At 68.3% G+C, this 23235-nt stretch carries 24 protein-coding genes; 12 read left to right on the top strand and 12 right to left on the bottom strand.

Going from position 1 to position 23235, the window contains the following annotated elements:
* Nucleotides 1-51: 51 nt before the first annotated feature.
* Complete coding sequence (locus K3G64_RS15010; RefSeq protein ID WP_238885387.1) at nucleotides 52-1041, bottom strand: malate dehydrogenase; 990 nt, start codon at nucleotides 1039-1041, stop codon at nucleotides 52-54.
* A gap of 136 nt (nucleotides 1042-1177) precedes the next feature.
* Here K3G64_RS15010 and corA point away from each other — a divergent pair, with 136 nt between their 5' ends.
* Nucleotides 1178-2281, top strand: a complete 1104-nt coding sequence (gene corA / locus K3G64_RS15005; RefSeq protein WP_238885386.1) for a magnesium/cobalt transporter CorA — start codon at nucleotides 1178-1180, stop codon at nucleotides 2279-2281.
* Nucleotides 2282-2367: 86 nt separating this feature from the next.
* Here the strand turns inward: corA and K3G64_RS15000 are convergent, their stop codons facing one another.
* The 6 genes from K3G64_RS15000 to K3G64_RS14975 all read right to left on the bottom strand — a co-directional run bounded on the left by K3G64_RS15000 (nucleotide 2368) and on the right by K3G64_RS14975 (nucleotide 8199).
* On the bottom strand, nucleotides 2368-2961 hold the full coding sequence (locus tag K3G64_RS15000; protein ID WP_238885385.1) for a suppressor of fused domain protein: 594 nt from the start codon (nucleotides 2959-2961) through the stop codon (nucleotides 2368-2370).
* Complete coding sequence (locus K3G64_RS14995) at nucleotides 2958-4184, bottom strand: ABC transporter ATP-binding protein (protein ID WP_238885384.1); 1227 nt, start codon at nucleotides 4182-4184, stop codon at nucleotides 2958-2960. Before K3G64_RS14995 ends, K3G64_RS15000 begins: the two co-directional genes overlap by 4 nt.
* Nucleotides 4185-4188: 4 nt before the next feature.
* A complete protein-coding gene (locus K3G64_RS14990; RefSeq protein WP_238885382.1) occupies nucleotides 4189-5025 on the bottom strand; it encodes a carbohydrate ABC transporter permease in 837 nt (278 codons plus the stop codon).
* Nucleotides 5025-5948, bottom strand: coding sequence for a carbohydrate ABC transporter permease (locus K3G64_RS14985; protein ID WP_238885380.1), 924 nt, complete (start codon nucleotides 5946-5948; stop codon nucleotides 5025-5027). Before K3G64_RS14985 ends, K3G64_RS14990 begins: the two co-directional genes overlap by 1 nt.
* Nucleotides 5945-7312, bottom strand: a complete 1368-nt coding sequence (locus K3G64_RS14980; RefSeq protein ID WP_238950686.1) for an ABC transporter substrate-binding protein — start codon at nucleotides 7310-7312, stop codon at nucleotides 5945-5947. The genes K3G64_RS14985 and K3G64_RS14980 overlap by 4 nt, the downstream gene beginning before the upstream one ends.
* 362 nt (nucleotides 7313-7674) lie before the next feature.
* On the bottom strand, nucleotides 7675-8199 hold the full coding sequence (locus tag K3G64_RS14975) for a general stress protein (RefSeq protein WP_238885378.1): 525 nt from the start codon (nucleotides 8197-8199) through the stop codon (nucleotides 7675-7677).
* 120 nt (nucleotides 8200-8319) lie between these two features.
* On the opposite strand from K3G64_RS14975, the gene K3G64_RS14970 reads away from it, so the two are divergent.
* Both K3G64_RS14970 and K3G64_RS14965 read left to right on the top strand, forming a co-directional pair.
* Nucleotides 8320-9030, top strand: a complete 711-nt coding sequence (locus K3G64_RS14970; protein ID WP_238885376.1) for a DUF4190 domain-containing protein — start codon at nucleotides 8320-8322, stop codon at nucleotides 9028-9030.
* Nucleotides 9031-9033: 3 nt separating this feature from the next.
* A complete protein-coding gene (locus K3G64_RS14965) occupies nucleotides 9034-9474 on the top strand; it encodes a DUF4190 domain-containing protein (protein ID WP_238885374.1) in 441 nt (146 codons plus the stop codon).
* Between the two features lie 19 nt (nucleotides 9475-9493).
* Here the strand turns inward: K3G64_RS14965 and K3G64_RS14960 are convergent, their stop codons facing one another.
* A complete protein-coding gene (locus tag K3G64_RS14960; protein ID WP_238885372.1) occupies nucleotides 9494-10450 on the bottom strand; it encodes an HpcH/HpaI aldolase/citrate lyase family protein in 957 nt (318 codons plus the stop codon).
* A 25-nt stretch (nucleotides 10451-10475) separates the two neighbouring features.
* Here K3G64_RS14960 and K3G64_RS14955 point away from each other — a divergent pair, with 25 nt between their 5' ends.
* From K3G64_RS14955 to K3G64_RS14935, 5 genes are all read left to right on the top strand, one after another.
* The gene (locus K3G64_RS14955; protein WP_238885370.1) at nucleotides 10476-11768 is read left to right on the top strand and encodes a magnesium transporter MgtE N-terminal domain-containing protein; all 1293 of its coding nucleotides are present in this window, start codon (nucleotides 10476-10478) and stop codon (nucleotides 11766-11768) included.
* Nucleotides 11765-12313 carry a DUF1003 domain-containing protein gene (locus K3G64_RS14950; protein ID WP_238885368.1) on the top strand — a complete coding sequence of 183 codons (549 nt, stop codon included), beginning with the start codon at nucleotides 11765-11767 and terminating at the stop codon, nucleotides 12311-12313. Before K3G64_RS14955 ends, K3G64_RS14950 begins: the two co-directional genes overlap by 4 nt.
* Nucleotides 12314-12407: 94 nt before the next feature.
* On the top strand, nucleotides 12408-13901 hold the full coding sequence (locus tag K3G64_RS14945; protein WP_370646949.1) for a lytic transglycosylase domain-containing protein: 1494 nt from the start codon (nucleotides 12408-12410) through the stop codon (nucleotides 13899-13901).
* 34 nt (nucleotides 13902-13935) lie between these two features.
* A complete protein-coding gene (locus tag K3G64_RS14940; RefSeq protein WP_238885366.1) occupies nucleotides 13936-15084 on the top strand; it encodes an Mrp/NBP35 family ATP-binding protein in 1149 nt (382 codons plus the stop codon).
* 62 nt (nucleotides 15085-15146) lie between these two features.
* On the top strand, nucleotides 15147-15782 hold the full coding sequence (locus K3G64_RS14935) for a glycoside hydrolase (protein ID WP_370646948.1): 636 nt from the start codon (nucleotides 15147-15149) through the stop codon (nucleotides 15780-15782).
* A gap of 20 nt (nucleotides 15783-15802) precedes the next feature.
* Here K3G64_RS14935 and tatB read toward each other — a convergent pair whose 3' ends face one another.
* The 4 genes from tatB to sigE all read right to left on the bottom strand — a co-directional run bounded on the left by tatB (nucleotide 15803) and on the right by sigE (nucleotide 19030).
* Nucleotides 15803-16207 carry a Sec-independent protein translocase protein TatB gene (gene tatB, locus K3G64_RS14930; protein WP_238885362.1) on the bottom strand — a complete coding sequence of 135 codons (405 nt, stop codon included), beginning with the start codon at nucleotides 16205-16207 and terminating at the stop codon, nucleotides 15803-15805.
* 3 nt (nucleotides 16208-16210) lie between these two features.
* Nucleotides 16211-17701 (bottom strand): serine protease HtrA, encoded by a 1491-nt coding sequence (gene htrA / locus K3G64_RS14925; protein WP_238885360.1) that lies wholly within the window; start codon nucleotides 17699-17701, stop codon nucleotides 16211-16213.
* Nucleotides 17702-17770: 69 nt separating this feature from the next.
* Nucleotides 17771-18166: an anti-sigma E factor RseA gene (rseA, locus tag K3G64_RS14920; RefSeq protein WP_238885358.1), complete on the bottom strand. Its 396-nt coding sequence runs from the start codon at nucleotides 18164-18166 to the stop codon at nucleotides 17771-17773.
* A 78-nt stretch (nucleotides 18167-18244) separates the two neighbouring features.
* Nucleotides 18245-19030, bottom strand: coding sequence for an RNA polymerase sigma factor SigE (gene sigE / locus K3G64_RS14915; RefSeq protein WP_238885357.1), 786 nt, complete (start codon nucleotides 19028-19030; stop codon nucleotides 18245-18247).
* 166 nt (nucleotides 19031-19196) lie between these two features.
* On the opposite strand from sigE, the gene K3G64_RS14910 reads away from it, so the two are divergent.
* The 4 genes from K3G64_RS14910 to K3G64_RS14895 all read left to right on the top strand — a co-directional run bounded on the left by K3G64_RS14910 (nucleotide 19197) and on the right by K3G64_RS14895 (nucleotide 23185).
* Nucleotides 19197-19856, top strand: coding sequence for an O-methyltransferase (locus tag K3G64_RS14910; protein ID WP_238885355.1), 660 nt, complete (start codon nucleotides 19197-19199; stop codon nucleotides 19854-19856).
* A 110-nt stretch (nucleotides 19857-19966) separates the two neighbouring features.
* Nucleotides 19967-20665, top strand: a complete 699-nt coding sequence (locus K3G64_RS14905; protein WP_238885353.1) for a TetR/AcrR family transcriptional regulator — start codon at nucleotides 19967-19969, stop codon at nucleotides 20663-20665.
* Entirely contained in the window at nucleotides 20628-21566 is a 939-nt protein-coding gene (locus K3G64_RS14900; RefSeq protein ID WP_238885351.1) for an ABC transporter ATP-binding protein, read from the top strand. Before K3G64_RS14905 ends, K3G64_RS14900 begins: the two co-directional genes overlap by 38 nt.
* Entirely contained in the window at nucleotides 21566-23185 is a 1620-nt protein-coding gene (locus tag K3G64_RS14895) for an ABC transporter permease (RefSeq protein ID WP_238885349.1), read from the top strand. The genes K3G64_RS14900 and K3G64_RS14895 overlap by 1 nt, the downstream gene beginning before the upstream one ends.
* The last annotated feature ends 50 nt before the right edge of the window (nucleotides 23186-23235 follow it).

Genomic DNA, 23235 nt, shown 5'->3' with positions numbered 1-23235 from the left:
CGGTAGGTAACCTAATCGCCGGAATCGCTCCCGTACGCCCTGACGGTGGCCTCAGATGAGGCCGAGGTCGGTGACCGCCTTGCGCTCGTCGGCGAGTTCGGCCGTCGTCTTGTCGATGCGGCCGCGCGAGAAGTCGTCGATGTCGAGACCCTGCACGATCGACCAGTCGCCGTTCTCGGTCGTCACCGGGAAGGACGAGATGAGGCCCTCCGGTACGCCGTAGGAGCCGTCGGAGACCACGGCCATCGACACCCAGTCGCCCTCGGGGCTGCCCAGCAGCCAGTCGCGGGCGGCGTCGATGGTGGCAGACGCGGCCGACGCCGCCGACGAGGCACCGCGCGCGTCGATGATGGCCGCGCCGCGCTTGGCGACCGTCGGGATGAAGTCGTTCTCCACCCAGTCCTGGTCGTTGACCACCTCTGCGGCGTTCTTGCCGCCGACCTCGGCGTGGAAGATGTCGGGGTACTGAGTCGCCGAGTGGTTGCCCCAGATCGTCATCTTCTTGATGTCGGTCACCGGCGCGCCGGTCTTGCGCGCCAGCTGTGAGATCGCCCGGTTGTGGTCGAGACGGGTCAGCGCCGAGAACCGCTCGCGCGGGATATCGGGGGCGTTGGTCATCGCGATGAGCGCGTTGGTGTTGGCCGGGTTGCCGGTCACGCCGACGCGCACGTCGTCGGCGGCAACGGAGTTGAGCGCCTTGCCCTGCGCGGTGAAGATCGCACCGTTGGCCTCGAGCAGGTCGCTGCGCTCCATCCCCGGACCGCGCGGACGGGCGCCGACCAGCAGCGCCAGGTTGGCGCCGTCGAAGATCTTGTTCGCATCCGAGCCGATCTCGACGCCGGCCAGCAGAGGGAATGCGCAGTCGTCGAGCTCCATCACCACACCCTCGAGCGCCTTGAGCGCGGGCTCGATCTCCAGCAAACGCAGTTCGACCGGCCGGTCGGGGCCGAGCAGTGCACCGCTGGCGATGCGGAACAGCAGGCTGTAGCCGATCTGGCCGGCCGCACCGGTGACAGCGACCTTGAGGGGAGATGTGCTCACGATCAGACGCTCCTTGGATGGCATGACTTGTTCCCGTGCTTCGGGGACGAAACTAGCAGGGTGCCGATGCCACCAGCCGCGTAGCATCGACGAGGGCGCGGATCCGGGCCGCGCGCTGTCCGGGGAGGGTGACTCGATGCCGTCGTTTCGCTCGCTGCCGCCGTCGCTGCGACCCGTGGCGAAGTCGAAGTCGGGAGGATTCGACGCCGACTCCATCCATGTGCCGGTGGCCCGTGCGACGGTCGACTGCGGAATCTACTGCGAGGGCGCCAGGCTGCCGGGCAAATACACCCATGGGGCGGCCCAGGACAAGGTGGAGGAGCTGCGGGGAGAGGGCAGAGACGCGTTCGTGTGGTTCGGTCTACACGAACCCGACGATCATCAGATGCAGGCGGTCGCCGACGAATACGGCCTGCACCCGCTGGCCGTCGAGGACGCCGTGCACGCGCACCAGCGGCCCAAGCTGGAACGCTACGACAACACCCTGTTCCTGGTGCTCAAGACGGTGACCTATCTGGAGCACGACTCGGTGGCCAACGCCCGCGAGATCGTCGAGACCGGCGAGATCATGATCTTCGTCGGACCGGGTTTCGTGGTGACCGTCCGGCACGGCGAACACGGCGGGCTGGCCGACGTCCGCAAGCGACTCGACGCCTCTCCTGCCATTCTCGCGCTTGGCCCGTACGCGGTCATGCACGCGATCGCCGACCACGTCGTCGACAGCTACCTCGAGGTCGTGGATTCCGTCGAGACGGACATCGACGCGATGGAAGAGGACGTCTTCTCGCCGCACACCCAGACCAACATCGAGAGCATCTATCTGCTCAAGCGCGAGGTTGTCGAACTACGCAGGGCGGTCGGCCCGCTGACGCTGGCGCTGCAGCGGATGATGAGCGATCACGACGACCTGATCTCGGTGGAAGTGCAGCGCTACATGGGCGACGTGCTCGACCACAACACCCAGGCCGCCGACCGGATCACAAGCTACGACGAGGTGCTCAGCTCGCTGGTGCAGGCCGCGGTAGGCAAGGTGGCGATGCAGCAGAACACCGACATGCGCAAGATCTCGGCGTGGGTGGCCATCGCCGCCGTGCCCACCGCGATCGCAGGCATATACGGGATGAACTTCGAATACATGCCGGAGTTGAAGCAGGTGTGGGGATATCCCGCGATACTGCTGCTGATGGCGACCGTGTGCACGTTGCTCTACCGCACCTTCCGGCGCAACCGCTGGCTGTAGAAGTTTTCCGCTCAGGTCGGTTTGGCGGCTCGCCGCTCAGGTCGGTTTGGCGGCTCGCCGCTCAGGTCGGTTTGGCGGCTCGCCGCTCAGGTCGGTTTGGCGGCTCGCCGCCGTGGGTCCAGTACGTCGACCCCGTCCTGTCCCCACGCCTCGCGCATCGCGTCGGCGCCCTTGAGCCGGACCCACGCCGCTTCGGTCGCGGTGATCGGCGTGGCCGATAGCACCGCCACCGGCGGCAACGGTGCGGTCAGCGCGACCTCGCCGATGTCGCTACGCCCCAACAGGAATGCCGTGAACGAGGCGCCCTCCCACAGCGGTGTCTCGAGGCCGATGAGTGCGTCGGGCTCAAGGATCAGCCCCTCGACCGCCGGCGCAGCGGCGACAATCGCGATCGACCGGGACAGGCCGCGCGGGGATGCACCGCGTAATGCGACCGTCACCTCGGCCCGCGGGCCGTGCAGCACGTCGGTCACCAGTTCGCCGGGATCAAGCATCGGGTGACGCGAACACCCCAGCGAGACATAGTGGGTGACGCCATCGGAGGTCGGGCCGAACCGCAGCACGTCGATCGTCTCGGTGCCCAGGAACGTGACGCTGGCCGAGTCGGGTTCGGCCGTGATGCCGGCCCCGGCGAACTGCTCGCGCAGATGTGCGCGAACGGCGGCCAGGACGTCGATCACTCGGCCGGCGGCGGCGTCGAATCCGCAACGCGCGCCGGCTCGCTCGCCGGCGTGGCCGCTTCGTCGGGCAGTGTGAGGTTCTTACCGGTGTCGGCGTCGAAGATCGTCAACTTAGACGTGTCGAACGCGAGCGCGACAGTGTCGCCCTGCCGGGCCGTCGATTCCGTGGAGACCCGGGCGACGAACTCGTTCTCGGCCGCACCCGACTCGGCGGCCAGTTGCGCGAGTTGCGCCGACTGCGCGCCTGCGCCTTCGGTCTTGAAGTGGAGGTACTTGTCGGCGCCCAGCGATTCGACCATGTCGACCGTCACGTCGAAGGTCAACGCCCGGATCCTGGCGTAACCGTCCAACACCGCGGCGTCCTCGAAATGCTCGGGCCGCACTCCCACGATCACGTTCTTGGGATTGTGCCTGCGGATCAGATCCGACTTCTCCTGCGTCAGCGTGATCTCGCCGAACGGCAGTCGCACTCCCACGTCGGTCATGGTCGCCGGGAAGAAGTTCATCGCGGGCGACCCGATGAAGCCGGCGACGAAGAGGTTGGCCGGCCGGTTGTACAACTCGTCGGGGGTGCCGATCTGTTGAGCCATGCCGTCCAGCAGCACCACCACCCGGTCCCCCAGCGTCATCGCCTCCGTCTGGTCGTGCGTGACGTAGACCGTCGTGGTGCCCAACCGATCCTGTAGCCGCGCGATCTCCGAACGCATCTGCACACGCAACTTGGCGTCGAGGTTCGACAGCGGCTCGTCCATCAGGAACGCCTTGGGGTTCCGCACGATCGCGCGGCCCATGGCGACGCGCTGGCGCTGGCCGCCGGAGAGCTGTGCGGGTTTGCGGTCCAGGAAGTCGGTGAGGTCGAGGATCTTCGCCGCCTCCTCGACCTTGGTCGCGATCTCGTCCTTCTTCATCTTCGCCAGCGTCAGCGGGAACGCGATGTTCTGGCGCACCGACATGTGCGGGTACAGCGCATAGGACTGGAACACCATCGCGATGTCGCGATCCTTGGGCGCCTTCTCGTTGACGCGTTCGCCGCCGATGCGCAACTCGCCGGAGGTGATGTCCTCCAGCCCGGCGATCATGTTGAGCGTCGTCGACTTTCCACATCCGGACGGGCCCACCAGGATCACGAACTCACCGTCGGCGATTGTCATCGACAGCTCGTGCACCGCCGTCGCACCGCCTGGGTAATTCTTGGTGACCCGGTCCAACACAATCTCGGCCATGCGACTACCCCTTCACCGCGCCGGACGTCAGCCCGGCGACGATCCGTCGTTGGAAGATGAGCACAAAGACGATGATCGGGATCGTGATGACCATCGCGCCCGCCGCGATCGATCCCGTGGGCTCCTCGAATTGTGAACTACCCGTGAAGCTGGCGATCGCGACCGGAGCGGTGATCGCGCGTTCGGTGGCGGTCAGCGAGAGCGCGAGCAGCAGGTCGTTCCAGGCGAAGATGAACACCAGGATCGCGGCGGTGACGATGCCCGGTGCCGCCAGCGGTGCGATCACCTTGCGGAACGCCTGCGCGGGTGTGGCGCCGTCCATCTTCGCCGCCTTCTCCAAGTCCCATGGGATCTCGCGGAAGAACGCCGAAAGCGTGTAGATCGCCAGCGGCAGGGCGAACGTGATGTACGGAATGATCAGCCCGGGCCAGGTGTCGAACAGGCCCACGCGGCGCTCGATGTTGAAAATCGGTGTGACGAGCGAGATGTGGGGAAACATCGCGATCAGGAGTGCGACGCCGATGAGCAGACGCTTGCCGGGGAACTCCAGCCGGGCCACCGCGTAGGCCGCCATGCCGCCGATCACCACCGCGATGAGGGTGGTGATCAGGCCGATCCCGATCGAGTTGATCAGCGCCGAGCTGAACGCGTTGCCCTGGAAGATCGCCTTGTAGTTGTCGAACGTGACGTCGGTCGGAAACAGGTTGCCGTCCTTGACGGTTGCCGTCGACTTCAGCGACAGGCTCAAGATCCACAGCACCGGGAACAACGCATAGATGATCACCAGCAGGTTGATGACGGTCCAGCCCGTCGCCCGGCCCGCACCTGCCCGCTCAGCCATCAGCGCCTCTCCAGATCCGCACCGGGCGCCGCCGCACCGAAGCCCTTGATGAAGATGAACGCGATCACCGCGACCGACAGGAACACCAGGACGCTGATCGCCGAACCCATGCCCACGTTGAACGCCTTGAAAAGGTTGTCGTAGCCCAGAATCGACACCGAGTAGGTGTTGTTCGCCCCACCGGTGAGCACGTAGATGTTGTCGAAGATGCGGAACGCGTCGAGCGTGCGGAACAGCAGCGCCACCAGGATAGCGGGTTTGATCAGCGGGATGATGACCTTGACCAGTCGCTTCCAGGCGCCGGCCCCGTCGACCGCAGCGGCGTTCAACAGGTCCTGCGGCACCAGCGCCAGCCCGGCGAGCAGCAATAGTGACATGAACGGCGTCGTCTTCCAGACCTCGGCCAGGATGATGATGCCCAGCGAGGGAATCTGCTCGGTCAGCGGCGCGCTGCCCTCGGGCAACAGGTTGGCCAGATATCCGGTGCCCGGCGTCCATGCGTAGTACCAGCTGTAGGACGCCGCGACGGTCACGATGCCGTACGGGATCAGGACGGCGGTACGCACCACACCCTTGCCGAAGATGGTGCGGTGCATGACAAGTGCGAGTGCCATGCCGAGGACCAACTCGATGGCCACGGAGATCACCGTGATGGTCAGGGTCACGGCGAACGCCGTCCACCAGTAGCGGTCGGTCAAGATGGTGGTGTAGTTCGACAGCCCCACGAACGCCGTGTCGTCGGGGTCGGCCATGTTGTTGCGCTGCAGGCTCAGCCACACCGCGTACCCGATGGGGTAGGCGGTGACGGCCAGCATCAGGATGACCGCCGGCGCGATCAGCCAGTAGGCGAGGCGACGCTCCGACTTGACGTTCTCGGTGTCGGCCGCGATCGCCCTGGCAGGCGCATCGGCGGTCGTGGTCACGGGATCAGCCCCTTGCCGTCGAGCGCAAGCTGCACCTGTTTCTGCAACTCGTCGGCGGTGCGCTCCGGATCGATGTCGGTGATCGGCGCCAGCGTGACCGAGATGCGGGTCGACATCGCTTGATAGACCGGTGTCGCCGGGCGCACCGCGGCGTCGGTGAGTTGACGGCGGATGATCTCGTACATCGGATACTTCGCCTGGAACTGCGGGTCGTCGTACAGCGACGCTCGCACGGCGGGCAGGCCGCCCTCCACGGACGTGTAGCGCTGGTTCTCCACGTTGCGCAGGCACCGGATGGCTTCGAACGCCTCCGCCTTGTGCTTGCTGGTCTCGGCCACCGCCACGTTCAACCCCCCGAGGGTGACCTTCGCCGACTCGCCAGGCAGCACGCCGGGGTACGGCGCGAATCCGAGAATCGGCTCGGTGGCGTCGAAGGCGGCAGTGAACTGTTCGTCCGTCGGCGAGAATGTGCCGGTGTCACCGATCGCCCCGGTCAGGTCGGGGCGCTCGTTCAGCGGGAGGAACGGCACGCCACCCTTGATCGCGTTCTCCATGAACGACGCCAGCACGTACGGCCAGTTCACTTCGAGCGCGGCGTTGCCCTGCTCGAGCGCCAACCGCGCGGTGGTCTCGTCGGTCTGGGTGATCGACGGGTCGGCGCCCGGTGCGGTCGCGACGGACTTGATGGTCTGCAGCGCCTTGACCGTGGCGGCGCGATGTTCGGGCGTGTCGGTCAGCGTGACTTTCGTCCCGTCGTCGGAGAGCACTTGGCCGCCTGCGCTTTCCAGCAGGGTGTTGAACCACACCACCAGGCCTTCGTACTGCTTGCCCTGCGCCGCAATCCAACTCGGTTCTCCCGCGGCGTGCAGGCGGGTTGCGGTGTCCACCATGCCGTCCCAGGTCTGCGGCGGCTCGGGAACCAGATCGGCCCGGTACCACAACAACTGGGTGTTGGTGGTGATGGGTACCGCATAAAGCTGGTTCTCCCACCGTGCGGTCTCCAGCGGGCCGGGAAGGGTGTTCTCGACCGCGTCGGCCTCGGCGAGCCCGGCCGGGTCCTCCGACAGCGGCACTGCCCAGCCGGCTTCGGCGAACTCGGCCGTCCAGACCACGTCGAGCGCCATCAGGTCCAGCGTGGGGTCGTTGCCGGTGAGGCGGCGGGCCAGTTGCAGCCGCTGATCGTCCGCGCCGCGGGGCAGGCTGCGTTGCTCGATGGTGAACCGGCCGGCGAACTGCTCGTTGCAGCGGTTCGCGACGTTGGTGAAGGTGCCCGATTCCTGGGCGGGGGTGTAGAAGCTGATGACGGTTCCGCCGCCGTCGGAACCACAGGCCGCGACGGTCGACGCCGTCGTCAGCGCAGCCATCGCCACCGCACCGAGCCGCCGTGGGCCTGCGCCCAGGTTGGGGACGCGCACCGCTGCCTCCGTCCGCGTCTGAAGTCGCCGCCGGGGCGGCTCCACTCTTTCCATGTCGCCGCCGGGGCGGCTCCGTCGTTGTATGTCGCCGCCGGGGCGGCTCCATTCGTTCAATGTCGCCGCCGGGGCGGCTCCGTCGTTGCATGTCGCCGCCGGGGCGGCTCCGGGCGGGAAGCTCCCGCGCGCAAACCGTATTGCCACATGCGCGTGCTTTGCAACACTTCGGATGCGCGCGTCGCGCACCGTTACGCAATCGGGAGGCCTCACGCGCAAGGCGGGGACGTGCGCGAACTGCCGAACGGGCAGACGCGTCAGATGGTCAAGCGCGCCAGCAAGTCCCGCCCACGTTCGGCGTTCTGCGGGTCGCACAGCACGTCGTAGCGGCCCGCGACCAGTTGCAGGGTCGAGCTGAAATCTCTTGTGCCGCGCGCCATCGCATACGGGATGGCCGAGGTGATCAGGCCGAAGAACACACCCGCGATCAGGCCGGTGGCCAGTGCACCCCACGGGCTCGGGCTGAAGAACCCGAGGATGAGGCCGATGAACAGACCAAGCCAGGCACCGGTCAGCACGCCGCCGCCGAGCACCTTGGGCCACGTCAGCCTGCCGGTGACCCGCTCGACCTGCATCAGGTCGACGCCGACGATCGTCACCTGCTGCACCGGGAAGTCCTGGTCCGACAGGTAGTCCACCGCACGCTGAGCCTCGGCGTAGGTCGGATAGGAACCGATCGGCCACCCCTTGGGCGGGGTCGGCAGGCCCGCCGGGCGGCGGCCCACGCTCGCGCCACCCGGCGCTGCACCGGGTGTTTGCCCAGGCTGGAACGGACTGGTCATCGCTGCTCAATCTCCTCGTTGTTCGTGCCCGGTCGGGTTGTTCGATCTCTTGTGAATCTCACTTGAACCAACGCTGCGACGGCCGCGAAGGTGCCCGGCACGTGCGCTAGGTTGATCAGCATGACAAATCCCGGCGACGACGCACCACAATCGCCGTCATCCGAGCCGACTGCCGGGGGCTTCGAAGCTCCGCCGATCGAGCAGACGGGCGAGTCCGCCGACCGGACGGCAGGCCTGGGTGAAGGCTGGCAGACACACGCGCACCAGTCACCCGGGCAACCCGTCGAGCAACCCGGCCAGGCCTTCACTTCACCTGACCAAACTTTCGAACGCCCGGTCTACGGCTCGCCCGCCTACGGCGCGCCTCATCAGGCGCCGTCCGGTTACGACCCCTCGGCCGGCTACCCACCCAGCTACCCCCCGCCGGGCTATCCGCCACCACCAGGCAACTACCCGCCCCCGCCGCACGGCGCGTACCCGCCGCCGTACGGCGACCCGTCCAGCTTCGGCACGCAGGCATACCCGCCGCCGTACGGCGCCCCGGCTCCCTACGGAGCACCGGGTGGATACGGCGCGCCCTATTCGGGCGGCTACGGCGCGCCGGACACCGGCAAGACGAACCCGCTGGCGATCGGCTCTCTGGTCGCCTCCGCCGTCGGCGTACTGTGCGGCATCGGCTCGATCATCGGAATCGTGCTGGGCATCGTCGCGCTCAACCAGATCAAGGACTCCGGTGACGGCGGCCGCGGGTTGGCCATTGCAGGCATCGCCGTCGGCGCCGCCACGTTCTTGTTCAGCATCATCGTCACCATCTCGATGCTGGGCGTCTAAGCGGTGAGCGGCAGCGGCCCCCACGGATTCGGGGACCCAGACCACCGCGAGCCCCAGACGCCGGTGGACTACCCCGGCGACGCGAGCCTGCCGCCGCCGCTGTACCCCGCGGCGGGCTACCCACCTGCGCCGCCCGCTGCCGGCTACTACCCGCCGCCCGGGTACGGATTCGACCCCTACCGGCCGCTGCGGCCGCCGGGTACCAACGGAATGGCCATCGCCGCCCTGGTGTCGTCTCTTCTGGGCGTCGCCTGTTGCGGGTTCAGCGCCGTCCCCGGCGTCATCCTCGGCGTGATGGCGATGCGCGAGACCAAGCGCACCGGTCAGGACGGCTGGGGAATCGCATTGGCGGGCACCGTCATCGGTGGCCTCTTCATCGCCGGTCTGCTGGTGACCCTGCTGCTCTACATCGGCCTGTGGTCCAGCCAATGGCAATGGACCTAGGCCGGAACCGGCGTCGGCGTCACTGCCCCGGACTGAACCGTTCGCCCTGACGTTGCATGCCTGCGGCCCGGCCCTTCCCGGCGATCACCCGAGCCATCTTGCGGCTGGCCTCGTCGATCATCTCGTCACCGAGCATCACCGCACCCCTGGCCCCGCCCTCGCGGGACGTGTGCCACTCGTAGGCCTCGAGGATCAACTCGGCGTGATCGTAGTCCTTCTGCCGCGGGCTGAAAATCTCGTTGCCTGCGGCGATCTGGTCCGGGTGCAGCACCCACTTGCCGTCGTAGCCGAGTGCGGCCGACCGGCCCGCCACCCGGCGGAACCCGTCGGCATCGCGGATCTTGAGGTACGGCCCGTCGATGGCGAGCACGCCGTGAGCCCGAGCGGCGACGAGGATCCGCATGAGGACGTGGTGGTGGGCGTCGCCGACGTCGTAACCCTCGGGCTGCTCGCCGACCTCGAGGGTGCGCATGTTCAGGCTGGCCGCCATGTCGGCCGGGCCGAGCACCAGCGCCTGCACCCGCGGTGCGGCCGCGATCGCGTCAATGTTGGTGAGTCCCTGCGCATTCTCGATCTGTGCCTCGATTCCGATGCGGCCCGCCTGCAGTCCGTGGGAAGTTTCGAGCTGACTGAGAAGCAGATCCAGCGCACGGATGTGTGAGTCGTCGGTGACCTTGGGCAGCACGACGATGTCGAGGGCGGAGCCCGCCGTCGAAACCACCTCGATGAGGTCGGCGTAGGTCCACGGTGTGGTCCAGTCGTTGACCCGGACACCCCGCAGTTGACCGGCCCAGCCCGACTCGGCCAGCGCGGTGGCGACCCGGGTGCGCGCCTCGGCCTTGGCGTCCGGCGCGACAGCGTCTTCGAGATCGAGGAACACCTCGTCGGCGGGCAGGGATTTTGCCTTTTCGATCATCTTTGCGCTGCTCCCGGGAACGGAAAGCACCGTTCGGCGGGGTCGATACCGGTTTTCCACGCCTACACTCTCTACCCTTTGAGGCATGGCGGCGGTGAACAGGGTCTATGCGGCCCGGCTCGCGGGACTGGTGGTGCTGGGCCCCGACGGCGAGTCCATCGGCCGTGTCCGCGACGTGGTGATCAGCATCAGCATCGTTCGCCACCAGCCTCGAGTCCTCGGACTCGTCGTCGAATTGCTGACGCGGAGAAGGATTTTCGTACCGATATTGCGAGTGACCTCTATCGAGCCGGGTGCGGTGACGCTGGCCACCGGCAGCGTCTCGTTGCGTCGTTTCGCACAGCGGCCCGGCGAGGTGCTGGTGCTGGGCCAGGTCATCGAGACGCGCGTGCGGGTCGACGATCCCGAACTGCCGGAGTTGTCCGGAGTGGACGTGATCGTCGTGGATCTGGGCATCGAACAGACGCGCACGCGAGACTGGAAGGTGACCAAGGTGGCGGTGCGCCCACAGCGGCGCCTGGGGCGTCGCAGCAATGTGCATGCCGTCGACTGGCAGCTCGTGCAGGGTCTGACACCGTCGGGCCTGGCGATGCCGGACCAAGGGGTGGCTCAGCTGCTTGAGCAGTTCCAGGGCCAGCGCGCCGTGGAGGTCGCCGAAGCCATCCGCGAGTTGCCCGCCAAACGCCGCTACGAAGTGGTCAACGCCTTCGACGACGAACGCCTCGCCGACGTGCTCCAGGAGCTGCCCGAGGACGACCAGACCGATGTGCTCAAGCGACTGCCCGCCGACCGCGCCGCTGACGTGCTCGAGGCGATGGACCCCGACGACGCCGCCGACCTGCTCGGTTCGATGACGCCGTCGGACGCCGAGCAGTTCCTGCGCCGGATGGACCCCGAGGACTCCGAGGACGTGCGCCGGTTGCTGTCGCACTCCCCCGACACGGCCGGCGGCCTGATGACCTCCGAACCGGTGGTGCTGGCTCCCGACACGACCGTCGCCGAGGCGCTGGCCCGGGTGCGCGACCCCGATCTCACCCCGGCACTGGCCTCGCTGGTGTTCGTGGTGCGCCCACCGACCGCGACGCCCACCGGCCACTATCTCGGCTGTGTACATCTGCAGCGGCTGCTACGCGAACCGCCTGCCGAACTGGTCAGCGGGATGGTCGACACCGACCTGCCGAATCTGGCTCCCGAGGACTCGCTGGCCGCCGTCACCCGCTATTTCGCCCTCTACAACCTGGTGTGCGGACCGGTGGTCGACGAAGAGAATCACCTGCTCGGCGCGGTGTCGGTCGACGACGTACTCGACCACCTCCTGCCGGAGGACTGGCGGGAAACCGAGGAGCCGGAGCTGACCGGCGCCGAGGGGGCGACATGACCGACACGTCGAGCCGCAGCCGGCTGGACACCCCGCTGATCACCCGGCGGCGGTTGTCCTTCAATCTCGACCCCGAAGCGGTGGGCAACTTCAGCGAGTCGATCGCCCGGTACCTGGGCACCGGCCGCTATCTGGCGGTGCAGACGGTCCTGGTGATCGTGTGGGTCCTGCTCAACCTGTTCGCGGTCGGGCTGCGGTGGGATCCCTACCCGTTCATCCTGCTCAACCTCGCGTTCTCCACCCAGGCCGCCTATGCCGCGCCGCTGATCCTGCTGGCGCAGAACCGGCAGGAGAACCGGGACCGCGTCGCCCTCGACGAGGACCGCAGGCGCGCCACTCAGACAAAGGCCGACACCGAATACCTGGCGCGCGAGCTGGCTGCGCTGCGACTGGCGGTCGGCGAGGTCACCACCCGCGACTACCTGCGCCGCGAACTCGACGAGTTGCGGGACATGATCGCCGCGTTGCAGCAGGCTCAGGCCGCCGCCAACGAGGACGGCGCAGCTCCCCGGGCGGAAACCGGTGAGCACCGGTCGAGAAAATAAGGCCGTAACTGCTAACCCCATTGCTGTAACACGGCCGTTATCGAGTAGGTATGGTGACTTGGTTCACAAGCGATCGCGACCCTAGGACGGTTGAGTGCAGATAAGGGGAGGAGCCGCCCTCAAGGCCGTACGGCACCAAGCCGGACGCGTGATGCGGATACCGACTTCTCGGGCGCAGACACTGTTGTCCGGTGGTGGCAGCCAACCGCTGTTCACCGGTCACCGCATGCGCGCCGCCCTCGGCGTCGCGGTCATCACCCCGATCATCCTCGCGGGCAGCGTCGGTGCGTCCGCGCCGTCGACCCGGACCAGCGACGCCGCCGTGACACCGCTCGCGGCCGTCGAACCCTCGCCGGGTGCGCGCTCGGGAGCGTCGGTGGTGGCGGTCACCAAGACCCCCGCCCCGTTCAACATCGCCGGGACGTCGGCGGCCTCTCCTCAGCCGGCTGCGATCGTCAATGCGCCTGGGGCACTTGGCATTCCCGCTATGGCACTGGCGGCATACCGCAACGCCGAGCGTATGATGGCCGCGGCCTACCCGGGTTGCGGGGTGAGCTGGAACCTGCTGGCGGGCATCGGCCGGATCGAGTCGATGCACGCCAACGGCGGTGCCACCGACTCCCGCGGCACCGCGGTCCGGCCGATCTTCGGGCCCACGCTGGACGGCACGCTGCCCGGCAACGAGGTCATCGTCCAGAGCCGCACGGCCGACCGCGTCACCTATGCCCGCGCGATGGGACCGATGCAGTTCCTGCCGGGCACCTGGTCGCGCTACGCCTCGGACGGCGACGGCGACGGCAAGGCCGACGTGCAGAACCTCTACGACTCGAGCCTGGCCGCGGCGCGCTACCTGTGCAGCGGAAACATGAACCTGCGCGATCAGTCGCACGTGATGTCGGCGATCCTGCGCTACAACAACTCGGTGGCCTATGCCCGCAACGTGCTGGGCTGGGCAGGCGCGTATGCGACCGGCGTGGTGCCGATGGATCTGCCGCCGATCACCGGGCCGGTGCCCACACTCGGCCCGCAGGCCACCGATGCCAATGTGCACCTTACCGAGCTCGCCGAGTACGAAGGTCTTGGCCCCGGACTGCCGCTCAACGTTCTCGGCCTGCCGGCCAACGACCCGATGGCGCTGATGCCGCTCCTGGAACGCGACTCGGTCGCCAGCCAGATGGGCGTTCCGGGCTTCTCGCCCCGTCAGCAGCTGGGGCCGCTGCCCGGACCGATGCCTGCGGCGCCTGCCAGGCCCCAGACGCCCGCGCAACCGCCGCCGTGGACCCCGCCATGGATGACGCCGGCGCCTGAGTGCGCGGTGTTCTGCATCCAGGACACCCCGGCTCCGCTGCAACCCGCGCTGGGCGGGCCGCCGATCGCCCAACCGATGGTGCCGCCCGCCGCGGCACCGCCCGGACCTGTTGCGGCGGTGCCGCCGGGACCGGCGCCCGGTCCGGCACCTGCTGCCGTGCCGCCCGCTGCGCCGCAGGGCTCACCACCGGCGCCGGGACCCGCACCGGGCCTTGCCGCAGAAGCGCCGGTGCCGCCCGGCCCACCGGCTGCAGGACCGCTGCCCGGACCGGTCGCTTAAATACACCCGTCGAGTCGGCCTAGACTCGACGGTGATGTCTGATTCCTCCGAGCGCCAAGCCGCCATCCGGGCCGCGCTGGCCAAGGTGATCGACCCCGAACTGCGCCGGCCGATCACCGAGCTGGGCATGGTCAAGAACGTCACCATCGGCGACGACGGCCAAGAAGGTTCCGTGCACGTCGAGATCTACCTGACCACGGACGCTTGTCCGAAGAAGACCGAGATCACCGACCGCGTCCGTCATGCGGTCGCCGACGTGCCCGGCACCGGTGCGGTACGGGTCACGCTGGACGTGATGAGCGACGAGCAGCGCGCCGAACTGCGCCAGCAGCTGCGCGGCGACTCCCGCGAGCCCGTCATACCGTTCGCCCAGCCCGGGTCGCTGACCCGCGTTTACGCCGTCGCATCGGGTAAGGGCGGGGTCGGGAAATCGAGCATCACGGTCAATCTCGCGGCCGCCATGGCAGCCCGGGGGTTGTCGGTCGGCCTGCTGGACGCCGATATCTACGGCCACTCGGTGCCGCGGATGATGGGCACCACCGACCGGCCCGTCCAGGTCGACTCGATGATCGTCCCGCCCGTCGCACACGAGGTGCGGGTCATCTCGATCGCGATGTTCACCCAGGGCAACACGCCGGTGGTGTGGCGCGGTCCGATGCTGCACCGCGCCCTGCAACAGTTCCTGGCCGACGTCTACTGGGGCGACCTCGACGTGCTGCTGCTCGACCTGCCGCCCGGCACCGGCGACGTCGCGATCTCGGTGGCCCAGTTGATCCCCGGTGCGGAGATCCTGGTCGTCACCACCCCGCAATTGGCGGCCGCCGAGGTGGCCGAGCGTGCGGGCGCCATCGCCCTGCAGACCCGCCAGCGGATCGTCGGCGTGGTCGAGAACATGTCGGGCCTGCTGCTTCCCGACGGCACGACGATGCAGATCTTCGGTGCGGGCGGCGGCGAACAGGTAGCCGAGCGGCTGTCCCGCGCCGTCGGCGCCGACGTGCCGCTACTCGGGCAGGTGCCCCTGGACCCGGCACTGGTGACGGCCGGCGACTCGGGTGTTCCACTGGTGCTCTCCGCGCCGGACTCGGCCGCCGGCAAAGAACTCCGCAGCGTAGCCGACTCGTTGTCCAGCCGCAGGCGCGGCCTCGCGGGCATGTCGCTGGGCCTCGATCCGGCCGGCCGTTGAGCGAGCCCGATCTCGGCGAAAGTTCGCCACAGCAGACCCCGCCCGACGATAAAGTGCCATCTGTGAGCAGTTCACCGTCGACGAATGGCCGGGGCCGGGTGTTGGCTCTGGTCGGCTCGATCGTGATCTCCGCAGCGCTGTTCTACGCGCAGACCGCCGAACCACCCGCCGAGGCGCCCTCTGCCGACGCGCCCGCGCAGCAAGCTATGCCGCCGGGCCCGCCGCCTCCCGGCGCTCCACCGCCCGCCGAGTTGCTGGCGGCCAGCGCACCGGTCGCCAACCCGGCGCTGCCCTTCGAGTTGCCCGCCGGGGTCGCTCCCGAGGACGGACTGCAGGTCAACACCATCCGGGCGGCCCGCGCGATCAGCGTGATGTTCCCCGAGGTCAAGACCATCGGCGGCTTCCGTCAGGACCCCCTGCCCTGGCATCCCAACGGCCTGGCGATCGACGTGATGATCCCCAACCACGGCACCGAGGAAGGCATCAAGCTGGGCAACCAGATCGCCGGGTACGCACTGGCGAACGCCAGGCGGTGGGGCGTCATCCACGTGATCTGGCGGCAGGGCTTCTATCCCGGCGTCGGTGCGCCGAGCTGGACCGCGGACTACGGCAACGAGACTGCCAACCATTTCGACCACATCCACATCGCCACCAACGGCGGCGGCTTGCCGACCGGCGACGAGAAGTACTTCATCTGACCCCCGACGTGGCGGCCGTGTCAGGTCGCGTCGGTGTCGAACGGTGTGGTCGCGGGCGTGGCGGGGGCGGGCTGAGGTGTCGGCTGAGCCGGCGGGACCTGCGCGGTGGGGGCCGGTGAGCTGACCGGCTTGTCGAACTTTCCGGTGAACACCGAGTCGTCCCCGTCGAGCAGATGCTTCGTCAGCGCGGCGCGCGGCGTCATCCCGCGCAGCTTGTTCAACTCGCCCAGCGGCTCGCGCAGGTCGTCGAACTCCGGACCCAGATCCTCGCGCAGCTGACTCGTCGCTCCGCTGATGTAGTCGCGCGCCTGACGCAGGGCACCCGACGTCCACCGGATCGCACCGGGCAATCGTTCGGGCCCGAGGATCACCAGACCGGCGATCACCAGGACGAGCATCTCGCCCCAGCCGAGGTTGGCGAACATCGGCTAGACGGTGTTGTCGGGACCGGGATTCACGGTCAGGGTCACCCGACGGCCATCGCGTACGACCTCGATTGGCGCATCCTGGCCGATCTTGAGCTGGCGCACGGCCACCACGAACTCATCGGCGTCTGCGACGGTCCGGTCACCCACCTTCACGACGACGTCGTTCTCCAGGATGCCGGCCCGCTCCGCGGGACTGCCCGCCTTGACGTTGGCCACCTGAGCGCCCGACGCGATGTCGTTGCTCACCGACCGCGCGGTCAGGCCCAGCGTCGGGTGCGCGATCTTGCCGTCCTTGATCAGCGTCTCGACCACTGTCTTGACTTCGTTGACGGGGATCGCGAAGCCGAGCCCACTGGCGCTCTCGGACAGCGACTTGCCGGCGGTGTTGATGCCGATGACGTTGCCGTTCATGTCGATCAGCGGTCCGCCGGAGTTGCCGTGGTTGATCGAGGCATCGGTCTGCACGCCGTCGATGACCGTGTCGGTGTCCGAACCGTCGCCCGACAGCGGCACCGGGCGGTGCAGCGCGCTGATGATGCCCTGGGTGACGGTGCTGCGCAGGCCCAGCGGGGCGCCCGCGGCGATCACCTCGTCACCGACCCGCAGCTTGTCGGAGTCACCCATCTTCGCGACGGTCAGGTTGTCGACATTGTCGACCTTGAGCACGGCCAGGTCCGTCTTGGGATCGCGCCCGACGAGGTTGGCGGGCACCTCCGTCCCGTCGTTGAAGACGACGTGCATCTTGTACTGGCTCGGATTGGTCGCGGCCTCGGAGATCACGTGGTTGTTGGTCACGATGTAGCCGCGTCCGTCGATGACCACGCCGGAGCCCTGCGAGCCCTCCTGATCGCTGGTCGCCTCGACGGTGACCACGGAATCAGCAACGGCGGCAGCGACTTTGGAGACAAGACCCTCGGGTGGCGGGCCGGCGTCCGAGGTGTTCAGGGTGACCTTCGACGTGGTGAACGCCTCGACGACCTCGGCGGTCTTGCGCCCGACCCAGCCGCCGGCGATGCCGATCACCAAGGCGATGATGCCCAGCACCGCCAGCGCGACGAACGACACCCGCCCACCGAACAGCACGTCTCGCACGCCCAGCTTGCCCATGTTGACGTTCGCCGGCGCACGGGGCGGCTCCTGCACGGCGGGGGTGCCGAGGGCGACCGGCGCGCCCGGGTTGCGCCACGGATCATCGGCCGCGTCGGCGTCCGACGCACCGCGCTCGGCCTCGAGCGCGCCCACATCGGCGGGGTGGCGCTGCAGCGAGTCGCCCGCACCCTGCGGCCTGCCGAACGCCTCGGCCAGCACCGGATCGGGCGGTTGGTTGGTCGGCGTGTACTCACCCTGGTCGCGGTACTTGTCCAACCCCATGAACGATCCGTCAACGCCGTCGGGTCTGCCGAACGCCCGCTGCGCCGCGGGATCGACGGGCGGACGTGAAACGGGCCGCGGTTCCAAGCGCTCCCGCCCGGTCTGGTCCAGATTGGTCACCCGTTCATCACCCTCTGTGAGTGCGCCCGGCATCGCCGGCGCAGGTCGTCGCTGATCTCGGCGTTCAGCCTACCGGCGCTTACGCCGTGGGCGCTGTGTGCCGACAGCAAACTCGGACTGTTGCGCCTCGACCGGCTGCTCCGGCGGTGCGTGGCGCGGGATCTCGGACAACATCCCCAGCAGCGAGCTTGGTACGGCGATCGGCTGTGAGTCCCGCAACGCGGCACGGGCCTGGCACTGGGCTTCGACCTCCGCGGCGCACTGCGGACACAGCGACATGTGGTGGGCGGCGCGCAGATGGGCCGTCATCCGCAACTCGCCGTCGGCGAAGGCGGCGATGGCCTCGGTGGACAGATGCTCAGTGGAGGCGAACTGGCGCGGACCCACAGGGGTGTCGCTCTGTGCGGCGAGTTGGGCGGGCAGCCAGGAGAAGGCCCGGCGGAACACATGTCCGCGGTCAACCATCGCCCCGCTCCTTTCGCATCCTCTCGACGTGCTCATTCGAATGTAGCGCGGCGCGCCGTTCCGAGGCACCTACGACCGTCAGGCCGTCTTGGCCACGTCGCCGAAACGGCTCGCCGCTTCCGCGTCGCCGTGGCTGGCGAGGTAGTCACGCAGCGCCTGGCGACCACGGTGGATACGACTGCGCACGGTGCCCAGCTTGACGCCGAGCGTGGCGCCGATCTCCTCGTATGACAGACCCTCGACGTCGCACAGCACGACCGCGGCGCGGAACTCCGGCGGCAACGAGTCCAGTGCGGCCTGCAGGTCCGGACCCAACCGCGAGTCGTGGAAGATCTGCTCGGGATTGGGATCCGCGGCGGGCACCCGGTCGTAGTCCTCGGGCAGCGCCTCCATGCGGATGCGGCCGCGCCGCCGGACCATGTCGAGGAACAGGTTCGTGGTGATGCGGTGCAGCCAGCCCTCGAACGTTCCGGGCTGGTAGTTCTGCAGCGAACGGAACACACGGATGAAGGTTTCCTGCGTCAGGTCCTCGGCATCGTGCTGGTTGCCCGAGAGGCGGTAGGCGAGGCGGTAGACCCGGTCGGCATGCTGGCGCACCAGTTCGTCCCACGACGGCATGGTGGCTTTGTCGCCCGTCGCGTCGAACACGGCGGTGCCGGTCATTTCATCGGAAGGCTCGACCCACGTGCCGTCGGTGTACTGCTCGAGATGAGACATCGACACCGGCGCACCGGGGGCCGTCTTGATGGTGGTCGTCGGATCCTCCTGGTCACAGCCGCCATCACGGGTCGGCGGCTCACTGCTTGCCGCAACGCGGAACTCCTCGCCGGTATTCCCTGTGTGCCAGCGTGCGCCGTCTTCCATGGGTGCTACCGTCGCCGACCGGTCCGTGCCTGGCATATGAGCAAACTGAACATTTCCTGAGAATGCTCTGTACCCGGTATTCACCTGCGGAAACCGGCCGGTTCCCGGGCGCGGCGCCGGGCGTGTCGAGGTACCGCCGCCGAGAGGTTGGCTCTACGCTGCGGGCATGGCAGGCATCGACGACGTCATCGGACCGCAAAGCCGGGCCGAGTCGATCGTCGGCCATGCCGAGCAGTCGATCTCCGAGGACTCCATCGTCGCCGCCGCGCGCGAACGCGCCGTCGACATCGGCGCAGGTGCGGTCACCCCCGCCGTGGGCGCGCTGCTGTGTGTGTTCGCCAAGCTGACCGGCGCCAAAGCCGTCGTCGAGGTGGGTACCGGCGCCGGCGTGAGCGGCCTGTGGCTGCTGTCGGGCATGCGCGAGGACGGTGTGCTGACCACGATCGACGTCGAACCCGAACACCAACGCATCGCCAAGCAGGCGTTCACCGAGGCCGGCATCGGCCCGGGCCGCACGCGACTTATCAGTGGGCGCGCTCAGGAGGTGCTGACCCGACTGGCCGACGAGTCCTACGACCTGGTGTTCATCGACGCAGATCCGATCGACCAGCCCCAATTCGTCGTCGAGGGCGTCCGGCTGCTGCGGCCGGGCGGCGCGATCGTCGTGCACCGCGCCGCCCTTGGCGGGCGCGCCGGTGATGCCGGTGCCAAGGACGCCGAGGTCGCGGCGGTGCGCGAGGCGGCGCGACTGATCGCCGAGGACGAGCGCCTGACCCCGGTGCTGGTGCCGTTGGGCGACGGCCTGCTCGCCGCCGCTCGCGACTGACGCGAGTCGTTGCCGAAATAGCATTCCCGGTCGTTCACCCGGCCGTTTTGCAACCGGGAATGCTATTTCGCCGTTGACGCTCGGCTGAACGCTCGTTTAATATGCTGAACATGCGTTCAACGGCGAGCGACCGAACGGCCGTCGCACGCATCCGCGATGCGGCGATCGAGCAGTGGGGCCGCCACGGTTTCGCCATCGGTTTGCGGAGCATCGCGGAGGCCGCAGGCGTGTCGGCCGCGCTCGTCATCCACCACTTCGGCTCGAAGGAAGGTCTGCGCAAGGCGTGCGACGATCTCGTCGCCGAGCAGGTACGCGAGGCGAAGACCGAGTCGTTGCGCACCAGCGATCCCGCCACCTGGCTGGCGCAGATGGCCGACATCGAGTCGTACGCGCCGACGATGGCTTATCTGGTGCGCAGCATGCAGTCCGGTGGCGAGCTCGCGAAGTCGTTCTGGCGGCAGATGTTGGACGACGCCGAGCAGTACATGGAAGAGGGCGTGCGGACCGGGATGCTCAAGCCGAGCCGCGATCCGCGCGCAAGAGCCCGCTTCCTGGCGATGGCGGGCGGTGGCGGCTTCCTGCTCTACCTGCAGCTGCACGACGACCCGACCGATCTGCGTGCCGTACTGCGGGATTACAGCGAGGACATGGTGCTGCCCGCCCTCGAGATCTACACCCATGGGCTGATGACCGATTCGACGATGTACGACGCGTTCGTCGAACAGCGCGCGAAGGGCATTCCGTTCAGCACACCGCATGAAGGAGATGGCGATGACGGCTCAGTCGACGAGGCCACAGCATCGGGCTGAAACCGGTGGGAGCCGGCCCGCAGTCGAAATCCACGGTCTGGAGAAGTCTTTCGGGCGAACCAAGGCGCTCGACGGGCTCGACCTGGTGGTCGCGCCCGGTGAGATCACCGGATTTCTCGGACCCAACGGCGCCGGCAAGTCCACGGCCATTCGGGTGCTGCTGGGCTTGTTGCGTGCCGACCGGGGCAGCGTGCGCCTGCTGGGTGGTGATCCGTGGCGCGACGCCGTCGCACTGCACCGCCGGATCGCCTATGTGCCCGGCGACGTGACGTTGTGGCCCAACCTCACTGGCCGCCAGGCCATCGACTTCCTGGTCCGCCTGCGCGGCAACGGAGTGGATGAGGCGCGCCGCGACGAGTTGATCGAGCGATTCGAACTCGACCCACACAAGAAGGCCCGCACGTATTCCAAGGGCAACCGGCAGAAGGTCGCGATCATCGCGGCGTTCGCGACCAACGCCGATCTGTACATCCTCGACGAACCCACGTCCGGGCTGGACCCGTTGATGGAGATGGCGTTTCAGCATTGCGTCGAGGAGGTGGCCGCTCGCGGCGCCGCCGTGCTGCTGTCCAGCCACATCCTCGCCGAGGTCGAGAAGGTCTGCGACAACGTCACGATCATCCGCGCCGGGCGCACGGTGCTGTCCGGGTCGCTGCAGGAGTTGCGGCACCTGATGCGCACCACCGTCGCCGTGCGCACCCGCGACGACGCATCGGCGCTGCAACGGCTGCCTGAGGTTCGCGACTTCGACGGCACCGACGGCCGCTCCCGGTTCACGGTGGACCGCGCGGACCTCGACGCCACCATGGGGCGGTTGACCAACCTGGGCATCGAGGAGCTGACCGTGACACCGGCGTCGCTGGAGGACATGTTCCTGCGCGAGTACCGGAGTGCACAGTGATGACGGCCACCACCGAACGCCGCACCGGCCGGCACGAGGCCCGTCCCGTGGGCTCGCCGTGGACCGCGACAGCGGACCTGCTGCGGTTCGCGGTGCGCCGCGACCGCATTCGGCTCGGCATCTGGATCGTCGCCCTGACGTCGCTGATGTTCTACACGCCAAGCGCGTTGAAACTGGCCTACCCCGACGAGGCACAACGCCTGGCGCGCGTCGAACTGCTCAAGACTCCTGCGGGCATGATCATGGGCGGGCCGATGTTCGGCCGCAACGAAACCGATCTCGGCGCCATGATGGCCAACGAGATGATGCTGACCCTGATCGTCGCCACCTCGATTCTGGCCATCCTGACCGTGATCCGGCACACCCGTGCCGAAGAGGAAAGCGGCGCAGCCGAATTGGTGATGTCCTCGGTCGTCGGTCGCTATGCACGCACCGCGGCCGCGCTCCTGCTCGTGGCCGCGGTGAACCTGACTCTGGCGCTGAGCATGACGTTGGCGATGGCGTCCACCGGCTTCCGGATCGCCGACACCGCGGCGATGTGCCTGGGTGTCACGGCAGTGGCCATGGTCTTCGGCGCCGTCGCCGCCGTCACCGCACAGCTGTGGCGCCAGGCGCGCGCGGCCACCGGCGCCGCGATGGCCACGCTCGCGGTGGCCGCTCTGGTCCGCGGCGTCGGTGACGTCATCGACCACTCCGGCAGTCTGCTGAGCTGGTTCTCCCCGATCGCGTGGGCCCAGCAGATGCGCGCGTTCGTCGACCTGACGTGGTGGCCGCTCGCCCTGCTGCCGGCGCTGACGGTCGCGCTGGTGACACTGGCGGCCGTGCTGGAGAGCAGACGACAGTACGACGACGGGACCATCCCGTCGACCGGCGAGCACCAGAAGGCGCGTGCGATCAACGGCGTACTCGCCCTGCACCTGACACTGCAGCGCGGTCAGATCATCGGCTGGGCCGTCGGATTGTTCCTCGGCGGGTTGGCTTTCGGATCGATGACGCAGTCGCTGCTCGACGCGGCGCCAGGCAACGAGATGATCCAGCGGGTCATCGCCGCACAGGGCATCGACAGCGTCCACACCACCATGACGCAGTTCCTGGCCGCCGCCGCCTCCGCTTATGTGGTGGCCGCTGTGCTTCGGGTGTACGGCGACGAGGACAAGGGCCTTGGCGAGCCGGTGCTGGCGGGGTCGGTATCCCGATGGCGTTGGTTGTGGACCGCGGTCGGGTCGGCGGTGCTGGCTTCGGTGGTGCTGATGCTGTGCGCCGGGCTGGGCAACGGCCTTGGCGCGGGGATCAGCCTGGGCCAGCCGGACACCGTCGCGCGACTCACCGTCGCCGGTCTTGCGTACCTGCCCGCGTTGGCGGTGATGGCGGCCGTCGCCGCGGTCGCCGTCGCACTGCGGCGACCGTGGATCGGATGGCTCATGGTCACGTTCGTGGTCGCCGCGTTGTATCTGGGTGCGCTACTGCGCCTGCCGCAGTGGCTGATCGACCTCTCCCCGGTCGGCCGCACGACGGTGCCGATGGACTACCCGATCACGGCCATGATCGTCATGGTCGTCGTCGCGGCCGCGCTGGCCCTTGTCGCCGGGGCCCTGTACCGCCGTCGCGACGTCGGCTGAGACGGGTCGTCCGGCCTGCATTCGCGCGTTCGGCCTTGCCTTGGTGCACG

The organism is Mycobacterium sp. IDR2000157661 (genome assembly GCF_022317005.1).
Lineage (GTDB): Bacteria > Actinomycetota > Actinomycetes > Mycobacteriales > Mycobacteriaceae > Mycobacterium.
Note: the sequence above shows the minus strand (reverse complement) of the source record. Positions and strands in the feature narration are given on the sequence as shown.